General features: G+C 66.4%; 18 protein-coding genes. 2 read left to right on the top strand and 16 right to left on the bottom strand.

Translation table 11 applies throughout. The annotated features are described in order from the left end of the window. Nucleotides 1-208: 208 nt before the first annotated feature. Together NH14_RS22600 and NH14_RS22595 are read left to right on the top strand one after the other, a co-directional pair. Complete coding sequence (locus NH14_RS22600) at nucleotides 209-2155, top strand: putative bifunctional diguanylate cyclase/phosphodiesterase (protein WP_035525860.1); 1947 nt, start codon at nucleotides 209-211, stop codon at nucleotides 2153-2155. 52 nt (nucleotides 2156-2207) lie between these two features. Continuing rightward, the gene (locus NH14_RS22595) at nucleotides 2208-3650 is read left to right on the top strand and encodes an HDOD domain-containing protein (protein ID WP_035526323.1); all 1443 of its coding nucleotides are present in this window, start codon (nucleotides 2208-2210) and stop codon (nucleotides 3648-3650) included. Nucleotides 3651-3686: 36 nt separating this feature from the next. On the opposite strand, the gene NH14_RS22590 is transcribed toward NH14_RS22595, so the two are convergent. From NH14_RS22590 to NH14_RS22515, 16 genes are all read right to left on the bottom strand, one after another. Then, the gene (locus tag NH14_RS22590; protein WP_084225374.1) at nucleotides 3687-5048 is read right to left on the bottom strand and encodes an EAL and HDOD domain-containing protein; all 1362 of its coding nucleotides are present in this window, start codon (nucleotides 5046-5048) and stop codon (nucleotides 3687-3689) included. 218 nt (nucleotides 5049-5266) lie between these two features. After that, nucleotides 5267-5569 carry a helix-turn-helix domain-containing protein gene (locus NH14_RS22585; protein ID WP_035525858.1) on the bottom strand — a complete coding sequence of 101 codons (303 nt, stop codon included), beginning with the start codon at nucleotides 5567-5569 and terminating at the stop codon, nucleotides 5267-5269. Further along, on the bottom strand, nucleotides 5553-5936 hold the full coding sequence (locus tag NH14_RS22580) for a type II toxin-antitoxin system RelE/ParE family toxin (protein ID WP_035525855.1): 384 nt from the start codon (nucleotides 5934-5936) through the stop codon (nucleotides 5553-5555). Before NH14_RS22580 ends, NH14_RS22585 begins: the two co-directional genes overlap by 17 nt. Nucleotides 5937-6247: 311 nt before the next feature. Then, a complete protein-coding gene (locus tag NH14_RS22575) occupies nucleotides 6248-7042 on the bottom strand; it encodes an ABC transporter substrate-binding protein (RefSeq protein WP_035525853.1) in 795 nt (264 codons plus the stop codon). Nucleotides 7043-7273: 231 nt separating this feature from the next. Continuing rightward, nucleotides 7274-8368, bottom strand: coding sequence for a succinylglutamate desuccinylase (gene astE / locus NH14_RS22570; protein ID WP_035525851.1), 1095 nt, complete (start codon nucleotides 8366-8368; stop codon nucleotides 7274-7276). Beyond that, on the bottom strand, nucleotides 8352-9716 hold the full coding sequence (astB, locus tag NH14_RS22565) for an N-succinylarginine dihydrolase (protein WP_052148016.1): 1365 nt from the start codon (nucleotides 9714-9716) through the stop codon (nucleotides 8352-8354). The genes astE and astB overlap by 17 nt, the downstream gene beginning before the upstream one ends. A 9-nt stretch (nucleotides 9717-9725) precedes the next feature. Then, complete coding sequence (gene astD, locus NH14_RS22560; protein ID WP_035525849.1) at nucleotides 9726-11189, bottom strand: succinylglutamate-semialdehyde dehydrogenase; 1464 nt, start codon at nucleotides 11187-11189, stop codon at nucleotides 9726-9728. Between the two features lie 42 nt (nucleotides 11190-11231). Then, entirely contained in the window at nucleotides 11232-12278 is a 1047-nt protein-coding gene (gene astA, locus NH14_RS22555; protein WP_035525846.1) for an arginine N-succinyltransferase, read from the bottom strand. Further along, on the bottom strand, nucleotides 12275-13378 hold the full coding sequence (gene aruF / locus NH14_RS22550; RefSeq protein WP_035525844.1) for an arginine/ornithine succinyltransferase subunit alpha: 1104 nt from the start codon (nucleotides 13376-13378) through the stop codon (nucleotides 12275-12277). Before aruF ends, astA begins: the two co-directional genes overlap by 4 nt. 35 nt (nucleotides 13379-13413) lie before the next feature. Further along, nucleotides 13414-14631 (bottom strand): aspartate aminotransferase family protein, encoded by a 1218-nt coding sequence (locus tag NH14_RS22545; RefSeq protein WP_035525841.1) that lies wholly within the window; start codon nucleotides 14629-14631, stop codon nucleotides 13414-13416. A gap of 208 nt (nucleotides 14632-14839) precedes the next feature. After that, on the bottom strand, nucleotides 14840-15823 hold the full coding sequence (locus NH14_RS22540; protein ID WP_084225394.1) for a GlxA family transcriptional regulator: 984 nt from the start codon (nucleotides 15821-15823) through the stop codon (nucleotides 14840-14842). Between the two features lie 71 nt (nucleotides 15824-15894). After that, on the bottom strand, nucleotides 15895-16704 hold the full coding sequence (locus NH14_RS22535) for an ABC transporter ATP-binding protein (RefSeq protein ID WP_035525836.1): 810 nt from the start codon (nucleotides 16702-16704) through the stop codon (nucleotides 15895-15897). A gap of 28 nt (nucleotides 16705-16732) precedes the next feature. Next, nucleotides 16733-17446, bottom strand: coding sequence for an ABC transporter permease (locus NH14_RS22530; protein WP_035525833.1), 714 nt, complete (start codon nucleotides 17444-17446; stop codon nucleotides 16733-16735). Nucleotides 17447-17464: 18 nt separating this feature from the next. Further along, nucleotides 17465-18154 (bottom strand): ABC transporter permease, encoded by a 690-nt coding sequence (locus tag NH14_RS22525; protein ID WP_176329283.1) that lies wholly within the window; start codon nucleotides 18152-18154, stop codon nucleotides 17465-17467. A 329-nt stretch (nucleotides 18155-18483) separates the two neighbouring features. Continuing rightward, a complete protein-coding gene (locus tag NH14_RS22520) occupies nucleotides 18484-19548 on the bottom strand; it encodes a patatin-like phospholipase family protein (protein WP_035526315.1) in 1065 nt (354 codons plus the stop codon). 140 nt (nucleotides 19549-19688) lie between these two features. Beyond that, the gene (locus tag NH14_RS22515) at nucleotides 19689-20270 is read right to left on the bottom strand and encodes a hypothetical protein (protein ID WP_407947175.1); all 582 of its coding nucleotides are present in this window, start codon (nucleotides 20268-20270) and stop codon (nucleotides 19689-19691) included. Between the last annotated feature and the right edge of the window lie 5 nt (nucleotides 20271-20275).

The raw sequence follows: 20275 nt of genomic DNA, 5'->3' as shown, positions 1-20275 counted from the left end.
GCGACGGCCCTATTGGAACATACTCCGCCGGCGCGCGCAGGGTACGGAGCAGCCGGCCTTGCCTCGTACCGCGAGGTTCCCGCGCGGCCGATTTTCCACCGATAGCTAAAGATTTCGCTGCGGGAGTCGATATCTCGGTCTGATGGGCGCGTCAAGCGGCGCTCCCAGCTCGACCCGCAGACTCGTACATAGGTTGCCAGCGACACACATGGAAGCGAACAGGATTACCTCGCCCCTGCCGGGGTGGCTGCGCACGGTCATGGGCCGCCTGCGGCCACGCACCATCCGCACAGGCGAGCAGGACGGAGCCCGCTGCGGCGCCCTGCTCGCCTGTGCGGATGGTGCGAGTGAGGCGAGTGGGGCGCCCGGCCACCCGGCGGCCGCGGACGGCCGGGAACTTGCGCGCGCCGCAACCAGCGAGGCCGCCGGGTCCGATGCCGTCTCGCGCGCGTTCGAGCAGACCGCCGCCACGGTGGATTTCCTCGTGCACGTCGACCGCAATCTGCGCTTTCTCTACGTCTCCGACGCGAGCCTGCGCTTTGCCGGCTATCACCGCGAGTTCCTGCTCGGCGCGTCGCTGCACGACCTCGTCGCGCCCGGCGATCTCGAACGGCTCGACGCGCTGTTCGCCCGCGCACTGCTGAGCGGCGCAGTCGAAAAAGACACGATCGATCTCGTGAAGGCGCTCACCTATCCGCTCGCCGTCGAGCTGCGCGTGCAGCGCGCCGCCTATGCGGGCGTGGACGGCTTTTCCGTGGCCGGCTTCGACGTCTCGGACTGGCAGCGCGCGCAGACGCGGCTCACGCACGCGCTCCACCACGATCCGCTCACGGGCCTGCCGAACCAGGCGGGGCTCGATCCCGAACTCGAACGCGCCCTGGCCGAAGCCGACCGCCACGGCACGCCGATCGCCCTTCTGCTGCTCGATCTCGACGACTATCAGCGCGTGAACCGCGCGCTAGGCTACGATGCCGGCGACGAATTGCTGCGCGAAACCGCGCGCCGCCTCGCGCACCTGACCCAGCAAGGCGAGTTCATCGCGCGCACGGGCAGCGACGAATTCGCCATTCTGATCACGCCGCCCGCCGACATCCGCAGCGCCGCCGAAACGCTCGCGCGCCGCCTGCTCACGTCGATCCTGCAACCGTATTCGTTTCGCGACCAGCCGGTGCATCTGGCGGCGAGCATCGGCATTGCGTTTTATCCCGAGCAGCACGCGGACTGCTGCGAGAGCAACGAAAGCGATATGCAGCCGGACAGCCCCTCGCTGATCCGCCGCGCCGACCAGGCGCTGCAACAGGCCAAGGCCGCGGGCGGCAACACGCTGATGCTGCATGTGGCCGACCACGACCCGACCGACACGCTGCGCCTCAAGCTCGAATCGGATCTCCATGACGGCGTGCGCAACGGCGAGTTCTCGGTCGCATTCCAGCCCATCACGAGCAGCGCCACGCACGGCGTGGTCGGGGTCGAGGCGTTGATGCGCTGGCAGCATCCCTTGCACGGCGACGTGTCGCCATCGACATTTATTCCGCTTGCGGAGTCCGTCGGCCTGATTAATTATCTCGGCAACTGGGTTTTGAAGGCGGCCTGCATGCAACTGACCCAATGGGACGAGCAAGGCATCGCCTTGCAGTACGTCGCGGTCAACGTGTCGCCGCAGCAGTTCCGCAATCCACGCTTCAAGGAGAGCGTCGAAGAAGCGCTCGGGCTCACCGGCATCGATCCGCGCCGGCTCGTCTTCGAGATCACCGAAAGCGTGCTGATGCATGATCCGCAGCACGCAGTCGCGCTGCTCGAGGAGCTTACGGCGCTCGGCATCCGCTTTGCGGTGGACGACTTCGGCACCGGCTATTCGAGTCTTGCGTATTTGCAGCGCTTCCCGCTTTCGAAGCTGAAGATCGACCGCAGCTTCGTCGTGAACCTGCTCACCTCGCGCAACGATCAGGCGATCGTCAATGCCGTGGTGGGCCTCGCGCGCACGCTCGAACTCGAACTCGTGGCCGAAGGCGTCGAGACCGAGGCGCAGCGCGAGCTGCTCACGAAGATGGGCTGCGATCATATCCAGGGATGGCTCGTCTGCAAGGCATTGCCTTCGGAGGAACTCTCGCAGCGTTTCGAGTCGCGCACCTTGCACGTTCACAGCGTGCATTGAGCATGGCACCGACCGATACAAGCAGGCCATTAGCGAAAATGACATGGTTCAGATGGTAAAGGCAGTCCTGCTCGACCGGCTCTGGGCTCGCATGAACGAGCGCGGCGACTTCCCCATGCTGTCGCAATCGCTGCGCTCGACCGTGGCCGCCATGACCAACGACGACTACGACTTCAGCGCGCTCGTGAAGGTCGTGCTCTCGGACTTCGCGCTCACGCAAAAGGTGCTGCGTCTGGCCAACTCCGCCATGTACATGGCCTTCGGCGGCAACATCACCACCGTCACGCGCGCGCTGATGGTGCTCGGCATGGACGCGGTCGGCCATCTCGTGGTGGGCTTGAAGATCGTCGATCACTTTCATCACAGCGCGCCGCGCCGCATCGACGCCAAGCTCGAACTGAACCGCACGATGCTCTCGGGGTGCGTCGCGCGCAAGCTCACCGAACGCGGCGACCTGCGCGCGGGCGAGGAAGCCGTGGTCTGCACGCTGATGCGCCAGGTGGGCAAGCTTCTCGTGGTTTTCTATCTCGAACCGGAGTGGGACCAGATCCGCCGCGATTGCGACCAGGGCGCGGCCGAGGACGATGCCTGCATCGACGTGCTGGGCGTGACCTTCGCCGAGATCGGCCAGGACGCGGCCTCGCGCTGGCGCCTGCCCGAAGCGATCCGCGACGGCATGGGCGAATACGATCCTGCGGCCAACGAGCCGCGCCAGGTGCAATGGCTGCGCGCCATCACGAACTATTCGACCGAGGTGGCGCGCGTGCTCACCACAGCGAGCCTCACCGACGAAGCGCGCGAAGAACACATTGCCGAACTCGCGCAGCACTATGGCCGCGCGCTCAACACCGACCCGGAAACGCTCGTGCAGATGAGCCTCGCGCTCGCCCGCGAGGAAGCCAACGATGGCGTGATGCGCGAGATCGTCGAGCTGCGCGCGAACGCCGACGCCATTGCGCGCGAGTCGCTCAACCCCGAGGCGCGCATCTCGGCAGGCGTGGAAGATCTGCGCGCGCTGCCGCCCGGCAGCCCGCTCCAGACGGCGCTCACGCTTGCCACGGAGACCGTGCTGGCCGGGCTCGGATTCGCACGCACGATCGTGTTCGTGCGGCGCGGCTCGAACATGTTCGAGGCGCAGCGCGGCTTCGGCCCGCAGGTCGAGGGCCATCTCGACAAGCTCGCATTCAGCGCGGCGTTCCAGCCCGACGTGTTCCATCTCGCGATTGCGAACTCGGTGGGCATCTTTATAGAGAATGCGCGCGACCCCAAGATGCTCGCGCGTCTGCCCGCGTGGTACCGCGCGCGCCTCGACGACGCGCGCGCGTTCGTGTTGCTGCCGGTAGCCCACGCCGGCGAGCCGCCTGTGGCGCTGCTCTACGGCGACTGGCTGCTGAGCCAGGAGCCGCGGAAGATATTGCCGAAGGAAATGAGCGCATTGAACGAGCTCGCTCACGAGCTCGCGCGGTTTTTCTCGGCGAGTCCGGTGAAGCTGTAGGTGCAGGTGCGGGCGAGCTCGCCGGCACCTCGATCGTCAATCCTCGATCCGCTCCAGGCCCTCGGCCTCGGCATTGCGCTCGGCCGTGCCGGCCCACGCCGCCGCCGCGAGCGCAAGCGCCGCCAGCGCGCCCGCATCGAGCGGCGCTAGCGTGGCGCACACGGTATCCACAGCTGCCCAGTCGGCGCGCTCGAGTGCCTCGCTCACGTCGAGCAGCCGGCCCAGCACGCCTTCGCGGCGCGCGATGGCCGCGCGGATCGGCTTGGCTAGCCTGAGCACTTCGAGCGTCTGGTCGAGCGGACCGCCGAACACGGCGTCGACGAACGAAAACACGCCAACGAGAAACGCCGCGTCTTCCTCGGCGGGCCCGGCTTCGGGCAGTAGCGCGGCGGCGAGTTCCATGAAGCGCGCACGCGTGGCGGCCAGTTGCAGGAGCGGGTCGTCTTCCAGCGCGATCTTGCGAGCGTCCGCGTACAGCAACAGTTGCGTCCAGCGCGCGATGCGATTGGTGCCCGTTGCGTTGATCGCCTCGCGCAGCGTGCTCACCTTGCGTCCGAGACTAAAGCTGCTCGAATTCGCGAGCCGCATCAGATGCATCACCAGCACGGAATTGAGCTTCAGCTCCGCTTCGAGCTGCATCACGGTCGGCTCCGAGGCCAGCAGTTGCAGCAGGCCCAGCAATGCCTGGCGCGGCGCGCTCGCCCGGCGCGCCCCGCCGCCCTGCGGCTTTGCGAAGTAATAACCTTGGAAACGGTCGAAGCCCAGCGCGTGAGCGCGCTCGTATTCGGCGTGTGTATCGATGTCGAGCGCCACGAGGATCTTGCCCGCCGCCTTGAGCACACTCGCAAACTTCGGCAGCAGCGCGGGCGCGATGCCGCGCGGATCGAGTTTGACCGCGTCCGCATAGGGCAGCAACTTCGCGAACGACTCGTCGGCCTGCGTAACGTGATCGAGCGCGAAGCGATAACGCTTGCCGTGCAGCTTGACGAGCCGCGCGATCAGTTCAGGATCGGCGCCAATGCCGGGCGGCAATTCCAGCATCACGCGATCGGCGGGCAGGCGCAGCAGCACGTCGTCGAACAGCAGCTCGCGCGTGACGTCGAGCCACGCCGGGTGGCCGGTAAGCGCCGCACGCAAAGTGGAAGTAGCGAATGCTTCGACGAGCGCTTTATTCTGCGCCGCGTTGCCGTCGGACGACGGCTCTTGCGCGACGCCTTCGCGCGCAACCACGCGTGGCGCCATCTCGAACGCGCAAAGCACGCCGTCACGATCGAGCACGGGCTTGCGAGCGAAATAGGCGTGACAGGAGTGGGCCGATGGTTCCGCCGGCGTGCCGGTCGTTCGATGGCTGTCTTCGACGCCCGACATGCGCGGCCGGTCTGCGGCACTGAAGCTCATGGGTCCCCCGCGAAGCGCCACGCTGTACGCGGCGTCTGGTCGTATGGTCTCTTGCGATGTGTTCTTGCTTGTTCTTGCCACCCGCTCGCGCGCAGCCAGCAAGGCCACGGCGGCGTTTTCTTTCTTGAGCGATTTTAGCCTGGGCCCATCCAGCGCGCATATGAAGCGCGAAGCCGGATGAAATAAAAGCGACTCCTCGACGCTGGCCGGGCAAGCGGTCAGATGATGGCCTGCAAGCCCTTGTCGGCAATGACGTTGAGCAGTTTGAGCGCCGGTCCGGTGGGATGGGTCTGGCCTTGTTCCCACTTGCGCACGGTAGAAGCCGACGTATGCAAGTGGAGCGCGAATACCGGCTGGCTGAATTTCAGGTCTTCACGCAGGCGCTTGATGTCGGCAGCGCTGAATTCACGCACCGGGGGCGGGCAAATCGCGTCGAACTCGCGCATCGTGACTTTGTCGATCGCGCCGGCTTCATACAGCGCGGCCAGGTCGTCGCGCAGAGACTCAATGATCTTGCTCACAATGCACCTCCAATAACACGCCAGCCTGCAGCGCCCTCGCCAGGGCTTGCTCTGGCATTTCCAGAAACACCTTGCCGGCGAACTGCAAGCCATTTTTCTCGTCCTGCGTGATGTTCGCCTTGTCGCTTTTCGGGAACCCGTGCAGGAACACATAGCGACTACCGATCCGTGCCGACAGCAGCGTACGGTAGCCACCACGCTTGCCGCAACCGAGGCGGGCCACTCTCATTTTGTAGAGAAAGCCGCCGAGGTCCGCGTCGATCAACCCGCTTCGCATCTCCCGGACTGCTTTGCACAAGGTTGCGTCCGGTAGCTTCTCGGCCGCTTGCCACCGGGCAAAGTCCCTCCGTTTAAAAACGCGCTTCATCTCGATCTCCAGACTATACCCGAAACGGGCATACTTTTACCAGCCCTGATCTGCCGCCTGGCGCAAGGAATCGTCTCGGTTGGAATATGACGACTGCCCCATCGCGACCAGCCAGGGAAATCTTGCCTGGAAAATCCGGGTGCTAACCTATGTCGAAACGCGTAGGCGTGCATCTGGAGTTGTGCTGCATCAACTCCAGGCTTGGTGAGTTGGTGAGCGCGATCTGCACCGTGACGACGCTTCAAAACAAAAAATGCCGGCGAAGCAAAGCCTCGCCGGCATCCACAAGAAACTCGCTCGTAAAACGCCTTTTACTTGAGCACGACCTTCACGTCGAAGTACTTCGCAGCGATCTTGTCGATCGTCCCGTCAGCCTTGAGCTCCTTGAGCGCACCATTGAGCGCGGCCTTCAGCGCCGCGTCGTTCTTGCGCACGCCGTAGCCGACGCCTTCGCCGAGCAGCTTCGCGTCGACGATCTTCGGTCCCGCGAAGGCGAAACCCGCGCCCTGCGGCTTGTTCAGGAAGCCCTTCGACGCTGCTTCGGCGTCCTGGAAAGCAGCATCCAGACGGCCCGAGGCGAGGTCGGCATAGATCTGGTCCTGGGTCTGATACGGCACAACGTCGACGCCCGCGGGCGACCACTTGGCCTTCGCGTAAGTCTCCTGGATCGTGCCCTGGAGCACGCCCACGTGCTTGCCTTTGAGCGACTCGGGCGTAGGCAGCAGCGGGCTGCCCTTCTTCGCGATCATCTGGTTGGGAATCGCGTAGATCGGATCGGTGAAATCGATGGCCTGGCGGCGCTGATCCGTGATCGTCATGTCCGAGTTGATGGCGTTGAACTTGCGCGCCTGCAGCGCCGGAATCAGGCCGTCGAACGAGTTCTCCACCCACACGCACTTGACCTTGAGCTTCGCGCAAACGGCGTTGCCCACGTCGATGTCGAAGCCCTGCAGCTCGCCGCTCGGCGACTTCGATTCGAACGGCGCATACGACGCCTCGACGCCAAAGCGGATTTCCTTGAGGTCAGCGGCATGGGCTGCGCCCGCAGCCATGGTGAAGGCCGCGCACAGCGTGAAGGCGGCCAGCTTGTTCCAGTTCATGTTCATCGGTGTCTCTTTCCAGTCGAATTGCAGCGCGCTTCAAGCGTCTGTTCAGAGGTCTGCTTCAGAGGTCATGAGGCGCGCTTCGGCGCAGGATCGCTGCGCCAACAAAGCGGTTCAAACCGGCGCATCGTCTATGACGCGCCCCAGCAACCGCGAGGGCGCGATTGTACCTTGCTCATACCGCGCCCCGCGCCGCCGGCCGGAAAACCCCGCCAGGCGGGGTTTTCGCGTGGTTCATGTGAGTGAAGCGAGGGTTTCGGCGGTCGTGTCGACCACCAGCAGGCCCGCGCGCAAGCCGGGCTTCACGGTGGGATTCGGAAACACGATGCGCTCTTCGTCGCGCGCGACGACGTAGCGATACGCGCCGTCCTCCGCGAGCAGCGTGCCGCGCGCGAACGGCGTGAAGTTCGCCACGTCGGCGGCCACGTGCAGCGCGAACGCGTCGCTCTGCTTCGTGATCTGGCCGATCACCGTGAACACGCGCGGCATCGGCGCGTCCTGGGTCGCCTGTGCGCCCGAAACGAGCCTGCGCACGGCCGCGTCCGCTTGCGCGAAGCGCGCGAGATCGTTTTGTCCGAACGGCCGTACCTTGCCGAGTTCGAGCGTGCATGCGATGGCGCCGCAAGCATCGGCGGTAAATGACGAGTACGTCGCGCCCTTCTCCGTGTGGATCAGGACCGCGGCGATATTCGCGTCGGCGAGCCAGTCGAACATCGCGCGCGTGGGCGCGTCGCCCGTATAAGGCAGCAATGCGAACTGCTCGAATGCGGAAGCGCGGATCGCCGTGTGCAGGTCGAGGTGCCAGCGCGCGCCGGAGGCATCGGACGCTTCGACAAAAAAGCGCTGCGCCGCCGTTTCGAGCGCAACGGCGCGCGGCGCCTCGCGGCTTTGCGGCACGCGCGCGTGGCGGCCGCTGAAGAGGCGGTTGAGGTCGTCGTCTTCGTAGCGCGTGGCGGCGCGCATCGCGACCACGTTGCCGAGCACGACCAGCAAACGGCACGCGAGCACAAGATGGCCTGCTGCCAGATCGGCGACCATTCGCGAAAGCAGTTCGATGGGCGCGGTCTCGTCGCCGTGCACGCCTGCGGAGAGCAGCACGCTCTTGAGCGGCTCGCCGCGCGCGCCGCCGGTGTGCACCGGCTCGAGTTGCAGCACGCCCTCATCGAGCCATTGCCAGCGCACCGCACCATACGCGCAGGTGCCTTGCACCTCGGCGGCGCTGGCAGGCCGCTCGCCTGCCAGCGTCGCAGCCAGAAAATCTGCGAGGCAATCGGGCGTGGCCGCGCTCGCCGTCTGCGGCGAGCGGAGCGCCTCAGCGCTGGAAGTCATAGAGCGACCCCAGACCGAGAATCTGCGTGAGTTCGTCGAGCGCGGTGCGCGACTCCACCAGCAGCGCCGGATCGGTGAGATCCTGGGGCGCGAGGCGGTCGCGGTAGTGCTTGCCGATCCACGCGTCGAGCTTTGCGAACAGCGCATCGTTCATCCACACGCCCGGCGCGACCGCTGTGCGCTCGGCCTCGCTCAGCACCACGCGCAGGCGCAGGCATGCGGGGCCGCCGCCGTTCTTCATGCTCTCGCGCAGGTCGAAGACGAGCACCTCGTCGATTGGGCCGCTCTTCGCGGCCAGCTCGTCGAGATAGTTCGCCACGCGCGGATTTTCGCGACATTCCTGCGGCACGACGAGAATCTGTTTGCCGTCGGCGCGGCTCAAAAGCTGGCTGTTGAACAGATACGACGAAACGGCATCGGCCACGCTCACCTGCGCGTCGGGCACTTCGATTACGTCGAACGGTGCGCCGTGCGCTCCGAGCTTCCTGCGCAGTTCGTCGTAGACGTTGTTCTGGTCAACGAATGCCTGCTCGTGGCAAAACAGCGTGCTGCGGTTGCCCACGGCAATCACGTCGTTATGGAACACGCCGGCGTCGATCACCTCGGGGCGCTGCTGCGCGAACACCGTGGTCTCTTCGGTGAGGCCGTGGCGCTGCGCGATCGCGCGGCTCGCCTCGAAGGTCTGGCGCGCCGGGAAGCGCTTGGGCTCCGGCCCGCGCCGGTACTCGCTGCGGCCATAAACGAAGAACTCCACGCCGCGCTCGCCGTACTGCGCGCAAAAGCGCGTGTGGTTCGCCGCGCCTTCGTCGCCAAGCGCGGGCGTGCCTGGCAGCGCGTCGTGCACCACGAAGTGCGACGGGTTCGCGAAGATCGTCCCGAGCGTGCGGCGCGTGGATTCGTGCTCGATGGCGCGATGGAGCTTGCTGCACAGGTTCGCGGGCGTGAAGTGCACGCGGCGCTCGGGGGTGTCCGCCGAAGGACTCACGGTGGCCGCGTTCGCGGTCCACATCGCGGAAGCCGAGCTTGCTGCCGCGAGCAGTTCGGGCGCGTCCTTCGCGGCGCGCGCGATGGCGTCGGCGTCCTTGCCCGTGAAGCCGAGTTCGCGCAACAGGCGCATCGCGGGCCGCTCCTGCGGCGGCAGCACGCCCTGCGCGAAGCCGAGATCGGCGAGGCGCTTCATCTTGCGCAGGCCCTGCTGCGCGGCGGCGCGCGGGTTCGCAACCGACTTCTCGTTGTTCTGCGAAGCGACGTTGCCGAACGAAAGCCCGGCGTAGTTGTGCGTGGGACCGACGAGGCCGTCGAAGTTGGCCTCCAGGGTACCCGTGAGTGCCGTAGTGAGTTGGGTCATCGTCGATCCTCAGAATTGAAGGCCCGGCGAGACGCTCGCGGGCATGGTCAGCTGTGCGCTCTCGACCGAAGCCATCGGCCAGGCGCAGTAGTCGGCGGCGTAGAATGCGCTCGGACGATGGTTGCCCGAGCGGCCCGGGCCGCCGAAGGGCGCGCCGCTCGACGCGCCGTTGGTCGGGCGGTTCCAGTTCACGATGCCCGCGCGGATCTCGCGCGAGAAGCGCTGCCAGAGCGCCGCATCATCAGCGAGCAGGCCCGCCGAGAGGCCGTAGGCCGTGTTGTTGGCCTGCGCGATGGCGTCGTCGAAACCGGCGTAGCGGATGATTTGCGCGAGCGGCCCGAAGTGCTCTTCGTCGGGCAGATCGGCCACATTCGTCACGTCGAGAATGCCGGGCGTGACGAAGCCGAGCGACGGGTCGCGCTGCTCCATGCGCAGCAGGGACTTCGCGCCGCGCTCGAGCAGATTCGCCTGCGCGTCGACCAGCTTCGCTGCCGCGCGCGCCGAGATCACCGCACCCATGAACGGCTGCGGCTCGGCGTTGTATTCGCCCACCGCGATGCGCGAGGACACCTCGACGAAGCGCTCGATGAAGCGATCGCCGAACGCGCCGGTGGGCACGAGAATACGGCGCGCGCAGGTGCAGCGCTGCCCCGCCGAAAGAAACGCCGACTGGATCGCGTGATGCACGGCGGCGTCGATGTCTTCCACGGGCGCGACGACGAGCGGGTTGTTGCCGCCCATCTCCAGCGCGAGCACGATCTCGGGGCGGCCGCCGAACTGGCGATGCAGCAGCGTGCCCGTATCCGAGCTGCCCGTGAAGAACAGCCCGTCGATCTGGCGATGGTTCGCCAACGCGATGCCGGTGTCGCGCTCGCCCTGCACGAGATTGATCACGCCCGCGGGCAGCCCCGCTTCGCGCCAGATCTCAACCGTTGCGCGCGCAACGTCCGGCGCGAGCTCCGAGGGCTTGAACACGACCGCGTTGCCCGCGATCAGCGCCGGCACGATGTGCCCGTTGGGCAAATGACCGGGGAAGTTATACGGGCCGAACACGGCCACCACGCCGTGCGGGCGATGGCGCAGCACGGCCACGCCGTCGGCCATGTCGCTGCGCTTTTCGCCGGTGCGCTCGCCATAGGCCGTGATCGAGATCGCGACCTTGGCGGCCATCGACGCGGCTTCGGTGCGCGCCTCCCAAAGCGGCTTGCCGGTCTCGCGGCCGATGGCCTGCGCGAGCTGCTCCTTGCGCTCGGTGACGAGCGCCGCGAAGCGCTTGACGATCTCGCAGCGCGCCTCGAACGGCGTCTGCGACCATTCGACGAACGCGCGGCGCGCCGCGCTCACGGCGCGGTCCACGTCCTCGGCGCTCGCGGCGTTGCCGCTCCACACGGTCTCGCTCGTGCCCGGATTGCGCGAAACGAATGCGGGGCCGCTAGCCGCGCACCATTGTCCATCGATGAAAAGCTCGTTCATGGTCATCCTTATCTTTCAGCGTGGCTTCCGCAAGCCCCGCCCTTAACCTTGTTTCGGCTTGTGCGCCGCACCCAGCACGCGCACCGGATCGCCTTGCGCGACGTTCAGCGCCGCCGCTTCCTCGGCGCTCAGCGTGAACGCGCCGTCGCGCACGACACCCGGAGCGAAGCCCACGCGGAAGTCGGTCAGCGACGTGTTCGACACGAGCGAGCGCACGCCCTCCTCCGCCTGCGCCGCGCCCGCGGTGCCACCAATATGCACCGGCACCACCACGCTCTCGCGCACCGTGCGCAAGTCGGCGGTATGGCATTCGAGCACGGGACCCGCATCGAAGATATCGACGTGATTCTCGTAGCGCAGTCCTTCGGCTTCGAGCATGCGGCGCGCCGGCACCGTGTCCGCGTGCGTGAGGCCCACGCAGGCCTGCGCATCTTCGGGCAGCAGCTCGACATACACCGGAAAGCGCGGCATCAGCTCGGCGAGAAATGCCTTGCGGCCATGCGAACTCAGGTAGTCGGCGGCATTGAAGTCGATTTGATAGAAGTGCGAACCGACCGCGCGCCAGAACGGCGAAGTGCCATCCGCGTCGAAGTGGCCGCGCAACTCGGCGCACAGACGCTCCGGAAAGCGCTCGCGGAACTGCGCGATGAACATGAAGCGCGAGCGCGAGAGCAAGCCGCCCATACCGCCCGTGCGATAACGCGGCGAGAGGAAAAGCGAGCACACCTCGGCATAGCCCGTGAGGTCGTGCGAGATGTTGAGCGCGCGCATGCGCGTCCAGATGCCAAGGTCCTGGCTCGCGTGCACGACCGTGCTCACACGATAGTTGTAGAACGGCTGCTGCAGGCCCACCGCGGTTTCGATCCCGCACACGCCGGCCACGTCGCCGGTCGCAGTGTCTTCCATCACGAAGAAGTAGCCCGCCTCGCTCTGCGCCGCCTCGCCAGCCAGCGTGCGGCGCGTGCGCTCGATGCGTGCCGCGAGCGCCTCGCGGTCGGGCTTGAAGGTGGTGAGGCCGGGGCCGGTTTCCTGGGCAAGCGCGACGAGCGCGTCCACATCGCCCGTCTGCACGACGCGTACCACGATCATTGCGCTTCTCCAGTCGGTTGTTCCATCGAGTCGTCTTCGCTGTGGCGATAGAGCGGCGCGCAGCGCACCGCCTCGCCGTCCTGCACGTTGAGCGCCGCGCGCGTGGCCGCGTCGAGCGGCGCGGCTGCCGGCGCGTGTGCGACATGACCCGCGCGCCCCGCTGCTTCCGCCACCTCAGGCAGCGTCGCCAGCACGCAGCGGAACTCGCCGCCATGCTGGCTCGCGACCAGATACTTCGCGCCCTGTGCCGCGCCGGCGCTCTCGCGCACCGTGCGCGTCTCGTTGCCCTCGACCGACGACGTGCGGTCCACCTGCGCGGTCATCACCGGGCCCGCATCGAAGATATCGACATAGCGGTCCGTCTCGAAGCCCTCTTCCAGATGGATCTCGTAGGCGAGCAAGGCGCTCGGGTCCGGCTCGCCCAGCACGCGCTGCGCGGCCTCGGGCAACAGCGGCACATAAAGCGGGTACGCGGGCATCACTTCGGCGATGAAGGTGCGGCTGCGGCCGCCCGAAACCATTTCGATGTCCTTGAAATCGCGTCCGAAGAACTTGCGCCCCACGGCTTCCCAGAACGGCGAGACGCCCGCGTCGTCCGTTACGCCGAGCAGCAGCGAGAAAACCTCGGGCGTGAAGCGGCGGCGGTTCATCGCGATGTACATCATGCGTGCGCGCGACATCAGATGCGCGGCCGCATCGCCACGCAGCGCGGGCTCGATATAGAAGCCCGCGAGCCGGCTCTTGCCCGTGAGCTCGTGCGACATGGTGAGCGCATGAATCTTGCGATTCACGTGCAGCTCGCGCGAGGCGTGAATCAGCGCGTCGTTGCGAAACGCGTAGAACGGCTCCGAATAGCCCGCCGCCGCCACGATGCTGGAGGTGCCGACGAGCTTGCCCGTGGCTGAATCTTCGAGCACGAAGAGATAGAACTCCTCGCCGGGAAAATCCACCTGGGCGCGAAACGAATCCTCGGACAGCGCGATGCGCGCTTCCAGCGCCGCGCGGTCGTGCGGCAGCGAGTGCAGCACGGGCTGCGCGGTGCGGGCCATGTGGGCGATCGCATCGAGATCGGAGAGCCTTGCGGGGCGAACGAATAGCATCGTCGGTCCTGTGGTCAATGGGGCGCGGCCGGCGTTCAGCGCGTGCCGATCACATCTTCGAAAGCCTTCTCGAGGCGTGCGAAGCCCTCGTTCAGGTCCGCCTCGGGAATGATGAGCGACGGCGCGAAACGCAGCACTTCGGGGCCGGCGATCAGCATCATCACGCCGCGGTTCGCCGCCGCCGCGTTGAAGTCCTTCGCACGGCCCGCGAAGCGCGCGTTCAATTCGGCGCCGATCAGGAGACCCTTGCCGCGCACTTCCTTGAACATGTCGAAGCGTTCGTTCAGGTGCGCGAGCTTCGCGCGAATCGCTTCGCCGCGCGCGCGCACGCCGGCGAGCAGCGCCGGGTCGCTCACGAGCTCGACCACCTTGTCCGCGATCGCCGCGCCGAGCGGATTGCCGCCGTAGGTCGTGCCGTGCACGCCCACCTTGAAGTGCGCCGCGATGGCTTCGGTCGTGAGCATCGCGCCAATCGGGAAGCCGTTGCCGAGCGCCTTGGCCGTGGTGAGGATGTCCGGCGTCACGCCGGTATCCTGGTACGCGTAGAAGGTGCCGGTGCGGCCCACGCCCGTTTGCACTTCGTCGAAAATCAGCAGCGCATTGTGCGCGTCGCACGCTTCGCGCAGCGCTTGCAGGAAGGCCGGATCGGCGGGAATCACGCCGCCCTCGCCCTGCACCGGCTCGACGATCACGGCGCAGGTTTGCGCACCAATCGCGCGCTTCGCGGCTTCGATATCGTTGTACGGCAGATGCACGATGCCCTGCGGCACTGGGCCGAAGCCCTCCGAATACTTGGGCTGGCCGCCCACGCTCACCGTGAAGAAGGTGCGGCCATGGAACGACTGCGTGAACGAAATGATCTCGGTCTTCTGCTCGCCATGACGGTCGAACGCCACGCGGCGCGCGAGCTTGAGCGCGGCTTCATTGGCCTCGGCGCCCGAGTTCGCGAAGAACGCGCGATCGGCGAACGTGAGGGCTTCGAGCTTCTTCGCGAGGCGCAGCACCGGCTCGTTGGTGTAGCCGTTGCCGATGTGCCAGAGCTTGCCGCCCTGCTGGTGCAGCACGCGCAGCAGTTCGGGATTGGCGTGGCCGAGCGACGTCACGGCGATGCCGCACGCGAAGTCGACATAGTCGCGGCCTTCGGTGTCCCAGACGCGCGAGCCTTCGCCACGGTCGGGGACGAACGGCGCGGGCGAAAAGCACGGCACCATCACTTCGTCGAAGGTCTTGCGGCTCACGGTCTGGTCGTTCATGGCGAATCCTCTTGGGCTCAAATTGGTTTCAGGCTGGGGCGGCGTGCGTCTGTTGCAGCGCAACGCCCTTTTCAGCATTAGCAAAAACAGTGTAGGCAACCACGCCGCAATCGTCTTGCGTAACCGCGACGTGTTTTTTCGTCGTCGCCCGAATGCGAGCGGGATCAAGTGCAATCAGGTACGGCCGGTCAGGCGCGATCAGATGAAATCAGTTGCGCTCCGGCGGCTCCACGAGCGCGCCCGCGCGCGGCTCCAGCGCCGCCGCCCCGGCCGCGCCGCCGTGCTGGCGCTCGATCCAGTTGCGGCGATCCTCGCGCGGCGTCACGCCGAAGCGCTCGCGATAGGCATTGGAAAAATGCGCGGCCGACGAAAACCCGCAAGCCAGGCTGATCTGCACCACTGACTTGCTGGTGCGCTGCAACTGCGAGCGCGCCTTCGCGAGGCGCAGGCCCAGGTAGTACTTCGACGGCATCGCATTGAGGTACTGCCGGAACAGGCGCTCCAGCTGACGACGCGACACGCCCACGTGGCCGGCGATCTCGTCGGTCGTGAGCGGATCCTCGATGTTCGCCTCCATCAGCATGAGGGCATCGTTCAGGCGCGGATGGCGCTCGCCAGGCGCGGTCACGAACGGAATGCGCTGGCGCTCGTCGCCGCTTCTGAGCGTGCTTGCGCCGAGCGCGTCGGCAATGCGGTCCACGAGTTCGGGGCCGTGCTCGCGGCCGATCATCGCGAGCATGAAATCGAGCGTCGCCTGGCCGCCCGAGCAGGTCGCGCGGTCGCGGTCGATTTCATAGATGTGCTGCGTGACGATTGTGCGCTCGAACTGCTCGGAGAACTGCTGATAGGTCTCCCAGTTCACCGCCACGCGATAGCCCTGCAACTGGCCCGCCATCGCGAGCCACCAGATGCCGTGGTGGATGCCGGTGACGAGCGGCGTGCGCTGCCCCACGCGCGCGAGGCTCGCGAGAAACAGGCGATAGTCGGCGAACTGCTGAAAGCGCTCGGTCACGACGATGAGCCAGTCGCACGCTACGGCGTCGCCGAACGCGCAGTCGGCGGGCCATTGCGCGCCGCCCGAGAGCGGCACGGGCCGGCCGTTCCACGAGCACATCTGCCAGCGGTAGAGCGCGCGGCCGTCGATTTCGTTGGCGAGGTTCAGGGCGTCGACGATTGGGCCGACACTCGACATCGAGACCGGCGGCAACGCGACGATCGCGACCTGGGTCGTGCGGGACGCCGCTTGCGACACGTCCTGGCGCCCTACTTGAGGCTGCCCGAGAGGAACTGGCGCAGGCGCTCGCTCCTCGGGTTGCCGAGCACGTCGGTGGGCGCGCCTTCTTCCTCGGTGCGGCCCTGGTGCAGAAACATCACATGATTGGAGACGTTGCGCGCGAATCCCATCTCGTGCGTGACGACGATCATTGTGCGGCCTTCCTCGGCGAGCTTCTGCATCACCTTGAGCACTTCGCCCACGAGCTCGGGGTCGAGCGCGGACGTGGGCTCGTCGAACAGCATGACGTCGGGGTTCATCGCGAGCGCGCGCGCAATCGCCACGCGCTGCTGCTGGCCGCCCGAAAGATGCGAGGGATATTGCTTTTCCACGCGCGGCGCGAGGCCGACCTTCTCCAGATAGGCACGCGCACGCTCCTCGGCTTCCTTGCGCGGCACGCCGAGCACGTGGATGGGGGCTTCGATCACGTTCTCGATCACGTTCATGTGCGACCAGAGATTGAAGTGCTGGAACACCATCGCGAGCTTGGTGCGGATGCGCTGGAGCTGCTTGTGATCGGCCACGTCGAGGTCGCCGTTGCGGCCCGCTTTCGTGCGCACGGTTTCGCCGTCCACCACGATCTCGCCCGCGTTCGGCTTCTCGAGGAAATTAATGCAGCGCAGGAACGTGCTCTTGCCCGAGCCGCTCGCGCCGATGATGCTGATCACGTCGCCCTTCTTCGCGTCGAGCGAGACGCCCTTGAGCACTTCGTTGTCGCCGTAGCGCTTGTGGATGTCGCGGGCAATCAGCTTGCTATCCGCTGCCGATGGGTTTTGCGGCGCGCGCGAGGTCGTTTGCATCGTCTGAACCAAGGTGGTCTCCCAAAAATTATCGCGTACGCACGGCAAGGTGGCCGAGCCAGCGCTTCTCTGCGCGGCGGAACGCAGCCACCAGCATGAACGATACCGCACAGTAGATCAGCGCCGCGAGCCCGAACGACTCGAACGAGCGGTAAGTGGCCGAGTTGGCGTCGCGCGCGACCTTGAGGATGTCGGGCACGGTTGCCGTGAACGCGACCGTCGTTGCATGCAGCATCAGGATCACTTCGTTGCTGTATAGCGGCAGCGCGCGGCGCAGCGCCGAAGGCAGCACGACGCGCCAGTACATCGTGAACGGGCTCATGCCGTAGGCGCGCGCCGCCTCCACTTCGCCGTGCGAGGTCGCGCGAATCGCGCCCGCGAAAATCTCGGTCGTATAGGCGCAGGTATTGAGCGCGAACGCGAGGATCGCGCAATTCAGGCCGCTGCGGAAAAACGCGTCGAAGAGCGGCTCGGCGCGCACGAAGGCAAGGCTGTACACGCCCGTGTAGATCAGCAGCAGCTGCACATAGAGCGGCGTGCCGCGAAACACGTAGGTGTAGAAGCGCACCGGCAGCGAGATCCAGCGCCGGCTCGACACGCGCGCGACCGCGAGCGGCACCGCGCAGACAAAGCCGAACGCCACCGAGATCACGAGCAGCCACGCCGTCATGGCGAGGCCCGAAACGTGCTCGCCGTCCCAGTAGAGGAATGCGCGGCCGAATTGTTGAATGATTTCGTTCATCGCTTGGGGCTCCCCGGCTTACAGTTGCGCGTGGCGCACGCCCGCCGAATAGCGGCGTTCGAGCCAGATCAGCGCGAAGTTCGAAATGGTGGTGATCGCGAGGTAGATGAGCGCCGCAATCACGAGGAAGAAGAACAGGTTGAAGGTACTGCGGCCCGCGTCCTGCGCGGCCTTCACGACATCGGCGAGACCGATGATCGAAACCAGTGCGGTCGCCTTCACGAGCACCTGCCAGTTGTTGCCGATGCCGGGCAGCGCGAAACGCATCATCTGCGGAAACAGGATGCGCGCGAACACGCGCACGCCGCTCATGCCATAAGCATGGCCCGCTTCGAGCTGGCCGCGCGGCACGGCGAGAAACGCGCCGCGGAAGGTCTCGGTAAAGTACGCGCCGTAGATGAAGCCGAGCGTGAGCACGCCGGCCACGAACGGGTCGATGTCGATCTGCGCCATGCCGAGCGCATCGGTGACCTCGTTCACGCCGATCTGGATGCTGTAGAAAAGCAGCAGCATCAGCACCAGATCGGGCACCGAGCGAATCAGCGTGGTATAGGCCGTCGCGCAGGCCGCGAGCGGCCGGTTGAACGACAGCTTAGCCGCCGCGCCCGCGAGACCGAGCAGCACGGCCACGCCAAGCGAGAGCAGCGAAAGTTCGATCGTTTTGATCGTACCGGCGAGCAGCACCGGGCCAAAGCCGTAGAGCATCACGCGCGTCTCCGTGAAAGTCGTTATCGACGCTCCGGGGGTTTGCCGCGGGCGTCGTTTTGAAGGTGTGCGCGGATGGTCGCAGCGCAAAATGGAATGCTCAAACGCGCGCGCCTGCAATGCTGCATCGCAACATACGGCGCTTTACCCGTCTGGCCGGCGTTTGGGCCCGCGCCGTCAAGGGCGCGATGATTTTGTAAGCCGAAAAAACACCTGCCGGTCAGGCGTGGCGTTTTCACAAGTTTCGGGTCGCTTTTTCGATAGAAGCGATGACGCCTCGTCCGGCGCGCGCCGGGCGACGGAACGCCGGGATGCCGCGAGGCGCCGCGGCGCTACTCCATCCCCAACTGCGCCTTGATGGCGGGCAGCATGTATTGCACGGCCGCGCGCCCCTCCGCGATCGCCGGCCCGGCGCGATGAAAGTCGAAAATCCCCATGCCGCCCAGACGCGGCTGGATCAGCACGTCGGCGGGCTCGCCCGCCAGGCGGCTGCGCGTGATGCGCACCTGCATGATGTCGATGCTCTGTGCGATTGAACTCAGCAAGGACGGCACGCGCGCACTGGGTCGCGGCGCGACGCGCACGTCGGGGCCGCCCAGCGTGCCCGGCCCCGAAGGCTGCAGCCAGTTCGGAAACGGCCTGCCATTGCGGCGCAGCAGCAACGGGGGTTCCGCGCGGTGCGCGCCGGGAGGCGCATCGTGCAGCGAGCCGACTTGTTCATCGGCAGGCATATCGAGCGGCAACTCCGGCTCCGCTGTGCTCTCCGGCAACGCCCCCCCGGCCGGCGTTTCGCGCGGCACGGTATCGATTGCGCCGCCCAGGTCGCGGCCATTGAGAATGTCGTGATTGAGGTCGACGGCGATCACCGTGTCGGCGCGCATCGCGCGCGCCGCCGAGACCGGCACCGGGTTGCTGAGCCCGCCGTCCACGAGCCATACACCGTCGTGCCAGATCGGCGTGAAGAGGCCCGGAATCGCAATCGAGGCACGCACCGCGTCCACCACGCCGCCATCGCGCAGCCAGACCTCGCGGCCCGTGTCGAGCTCGGTGGCCACCGCCGCGAACGGCAGCGCCAGGTCGTCGATCGTGCGCCCGTTGAACTGCTTCGCGAACAGGTCAATCACCTTGCGTCCGCCCAGCAGCCCGCCGGAAAAGCGCAAGTCGAGCAGACGCACGACCGTCTGCCAGGTGAGCTTGCCGACCCACTCTTCGAGCCAGTCCAGATCGCCGTTCGCGTAGACGGCGCCCACGAGTGCGCCGATGGAGGTGCCGCACACCACGTCGGGTTTGATGCCCGCCTCCTCGAGCGCGCGTATCGCGCCAATATGGGCCCAGCCGCGCGCCGCCCCGCCACCCAGCACGAGCCCCACGCGCGGCGGACGCCGACGTTGCATCATCATGCGCGCCTCCCGCGTCTACCGGTTTGCCTCACCTGCTTCGCCTTCTTCAACACTTTGCCGAGTAGATTCAATGTCCTGTGTCCGCTTTCTGATTCCGATTCCGGCGCCTGCTCGCCCTCATTCATGTCCAACGACCGTCAACGCCCCCGGATCACATCGGAGCGCGAGGTCGTCGAGACCCGTCCGTCGGGCCCGAAGTGCACGTTGAAGTACGCTTCCTGCGTAACGCCGCCTTCGAGCCACTTCCAGCTCCACACCGTCTCCTTCTTGAGCCAATATGCAGCCACCTCCCCCGGCTTGCCAAGCAAGCGCCGGACCTCGTCCTGGCTCATACCGAGGCGCACCTTCGCGAAATTCTCGGCGGTGAGCACCTGGGTGATCGCCACGAGCCGTCCATCCGGGCCGATGTCGGCCATATAGGTCTTGAGCCCCGCCGGGCCGCGCGGATATTCGAGCCGCCGCGAGCCGTCTTCGAACACGCGCTCAGTCTCGGGCTTGCCCATCTGCTCGCGCACCTGATCGAGCGTCGAGACGCCGGGCGTCATGCCCTTGAGCAGCAGCACGTCGGGCTTCACCGAATCGAAGAAGGTCTTGAACGTCTGCCGGAGGGCGTCGAGCATGGTGTCGATCTGGCGGTCGTCGCAGCCCGTGAGCGTGAGCGCCGCCAGGGCGGCGCATGCCACCGCGCGCGAGCGTGCGGATGAAAAAATGGACGGCATGCTGG

It is taken from the genome of Paraburkholderia sacchari (assembly GCF_000785435.2).
GTDB lineage: Bacteria > Pseudomonadota > Gammaproteobacteria > Burkholderiales > Burkholderiaceae > Paraburkholderia > Paraburkholderia sacchari.
The sequence above is the reverse complement of the archived record's forward strand: the minus strand, read 5'-3'. Positions and strand labels throughout refer to the sequence as shown.

Coding starts and splice junctions, on each gene's coding strand:
- NH14_RS22530 (WP_035525833.1), bottom strand. CDS start 17,446: ATGAACGAAATCATTCAACAATTCGGCCGCGCATTCCTCTACTGGGAC.
- astB (WP_052148016.1), bottom strand. CDS start 9,716: ATGACCCAACTCACTACGGCACTCACGGGTACCCTGGAGGCCAACTTC.
- NH14_RS22540 (WP_084225394.1), bottom strand. CDS start 15,823: ATGTCGAGTGTCGGCCCAATCGTCGACGCCCTGAACCTCGCCAACGAA.
- NH14_RS22535 (WP_035525836.1), bottom strand. CDS start 16,704: ATGCAAACGACCTCGCGCGCGCCGCAAAACCCATCGGCAGCGGATAGC.
- NH14_RS22590 (WP_084225374.1), bottom strand. CDS start 5,048: ATGAGCTTCAGTGCCGCAGACCGGCCGCGCATGTCGGGCGTCGAAGAC.
- aruF (WP_035525844.1), bottom strand. CDS start 13,378: ATGCTATTCGTTCGCCCCGCAAGGCTCTCCGATCTCGATGCGATCGCC.
- NH14_RS22595 (WP_035526323.1), top strand. CDS start 2,208: ATGGTAAAGGCAGTCCTGCTCGACCGGCTCTGGGCTCGCATGAACGAG.
- NH14_RS22575 (WP_035525853.1), bottom strand. CDS start 7,042: ATGAACATGAACTGGAACAAGCTGGCCGCCTTCACGCTGTGCGCGGCC.
- astD (WP_035525849.1), bottom strand. CDS start 11,189: ATGAACGAGCTTTTCATCGATGGACAATGGTGCGCGGCTAGCGGCCCC.
- astE (WP_035525851.1), bottom strand. CDS start 8,368: ATGACTTCCAGCGCTGAGGCGCTCCGCTCGCCGCAGACGGCGAGCGCG.
- NH14_RS22520 (WP_035526315.1), bottom strand. CDS start 19,548: ATGATGCAACGTCGGCGTCCGCCGCGCGTGGGGCTCGTGCTGGGTGGC.
- NH14_RS22515 (WP_407947175.1), bottom strand. CDS start 20,270: ATGCCGTCCATTTTTTCATCCGCACGCTCGCGCGCGGTGGCATGCGCC.
- NH14_RS22600 (WP_035525860.1), top strand. CDS start 209: ATGGAAGCGAACAGGATTACCTCGCCCCTGCCGGGGTGGCTGCGCACG.
- NH14_RS22580 (WP_035525855.1), bottom strand. CDS start 5,936: ATGAAGCGCGTTTTTAAACGGAGGGACTTTGCCCGGTGGCAAGCGGCC.
- NH14_RS22545 (WP_035525841.1), bottom strand. CDS start 14,631: ATGAACGACCAGACCGTGAGCCGCAAGACCTTCGACGAAGTGATGGTG.
- astA (WP_035525846.1), bottom strand. CDS start 12,278: ATGATCGTGGTACGCGTCGTGCAGACGGGCGATGTGGACGCGCTCGTC.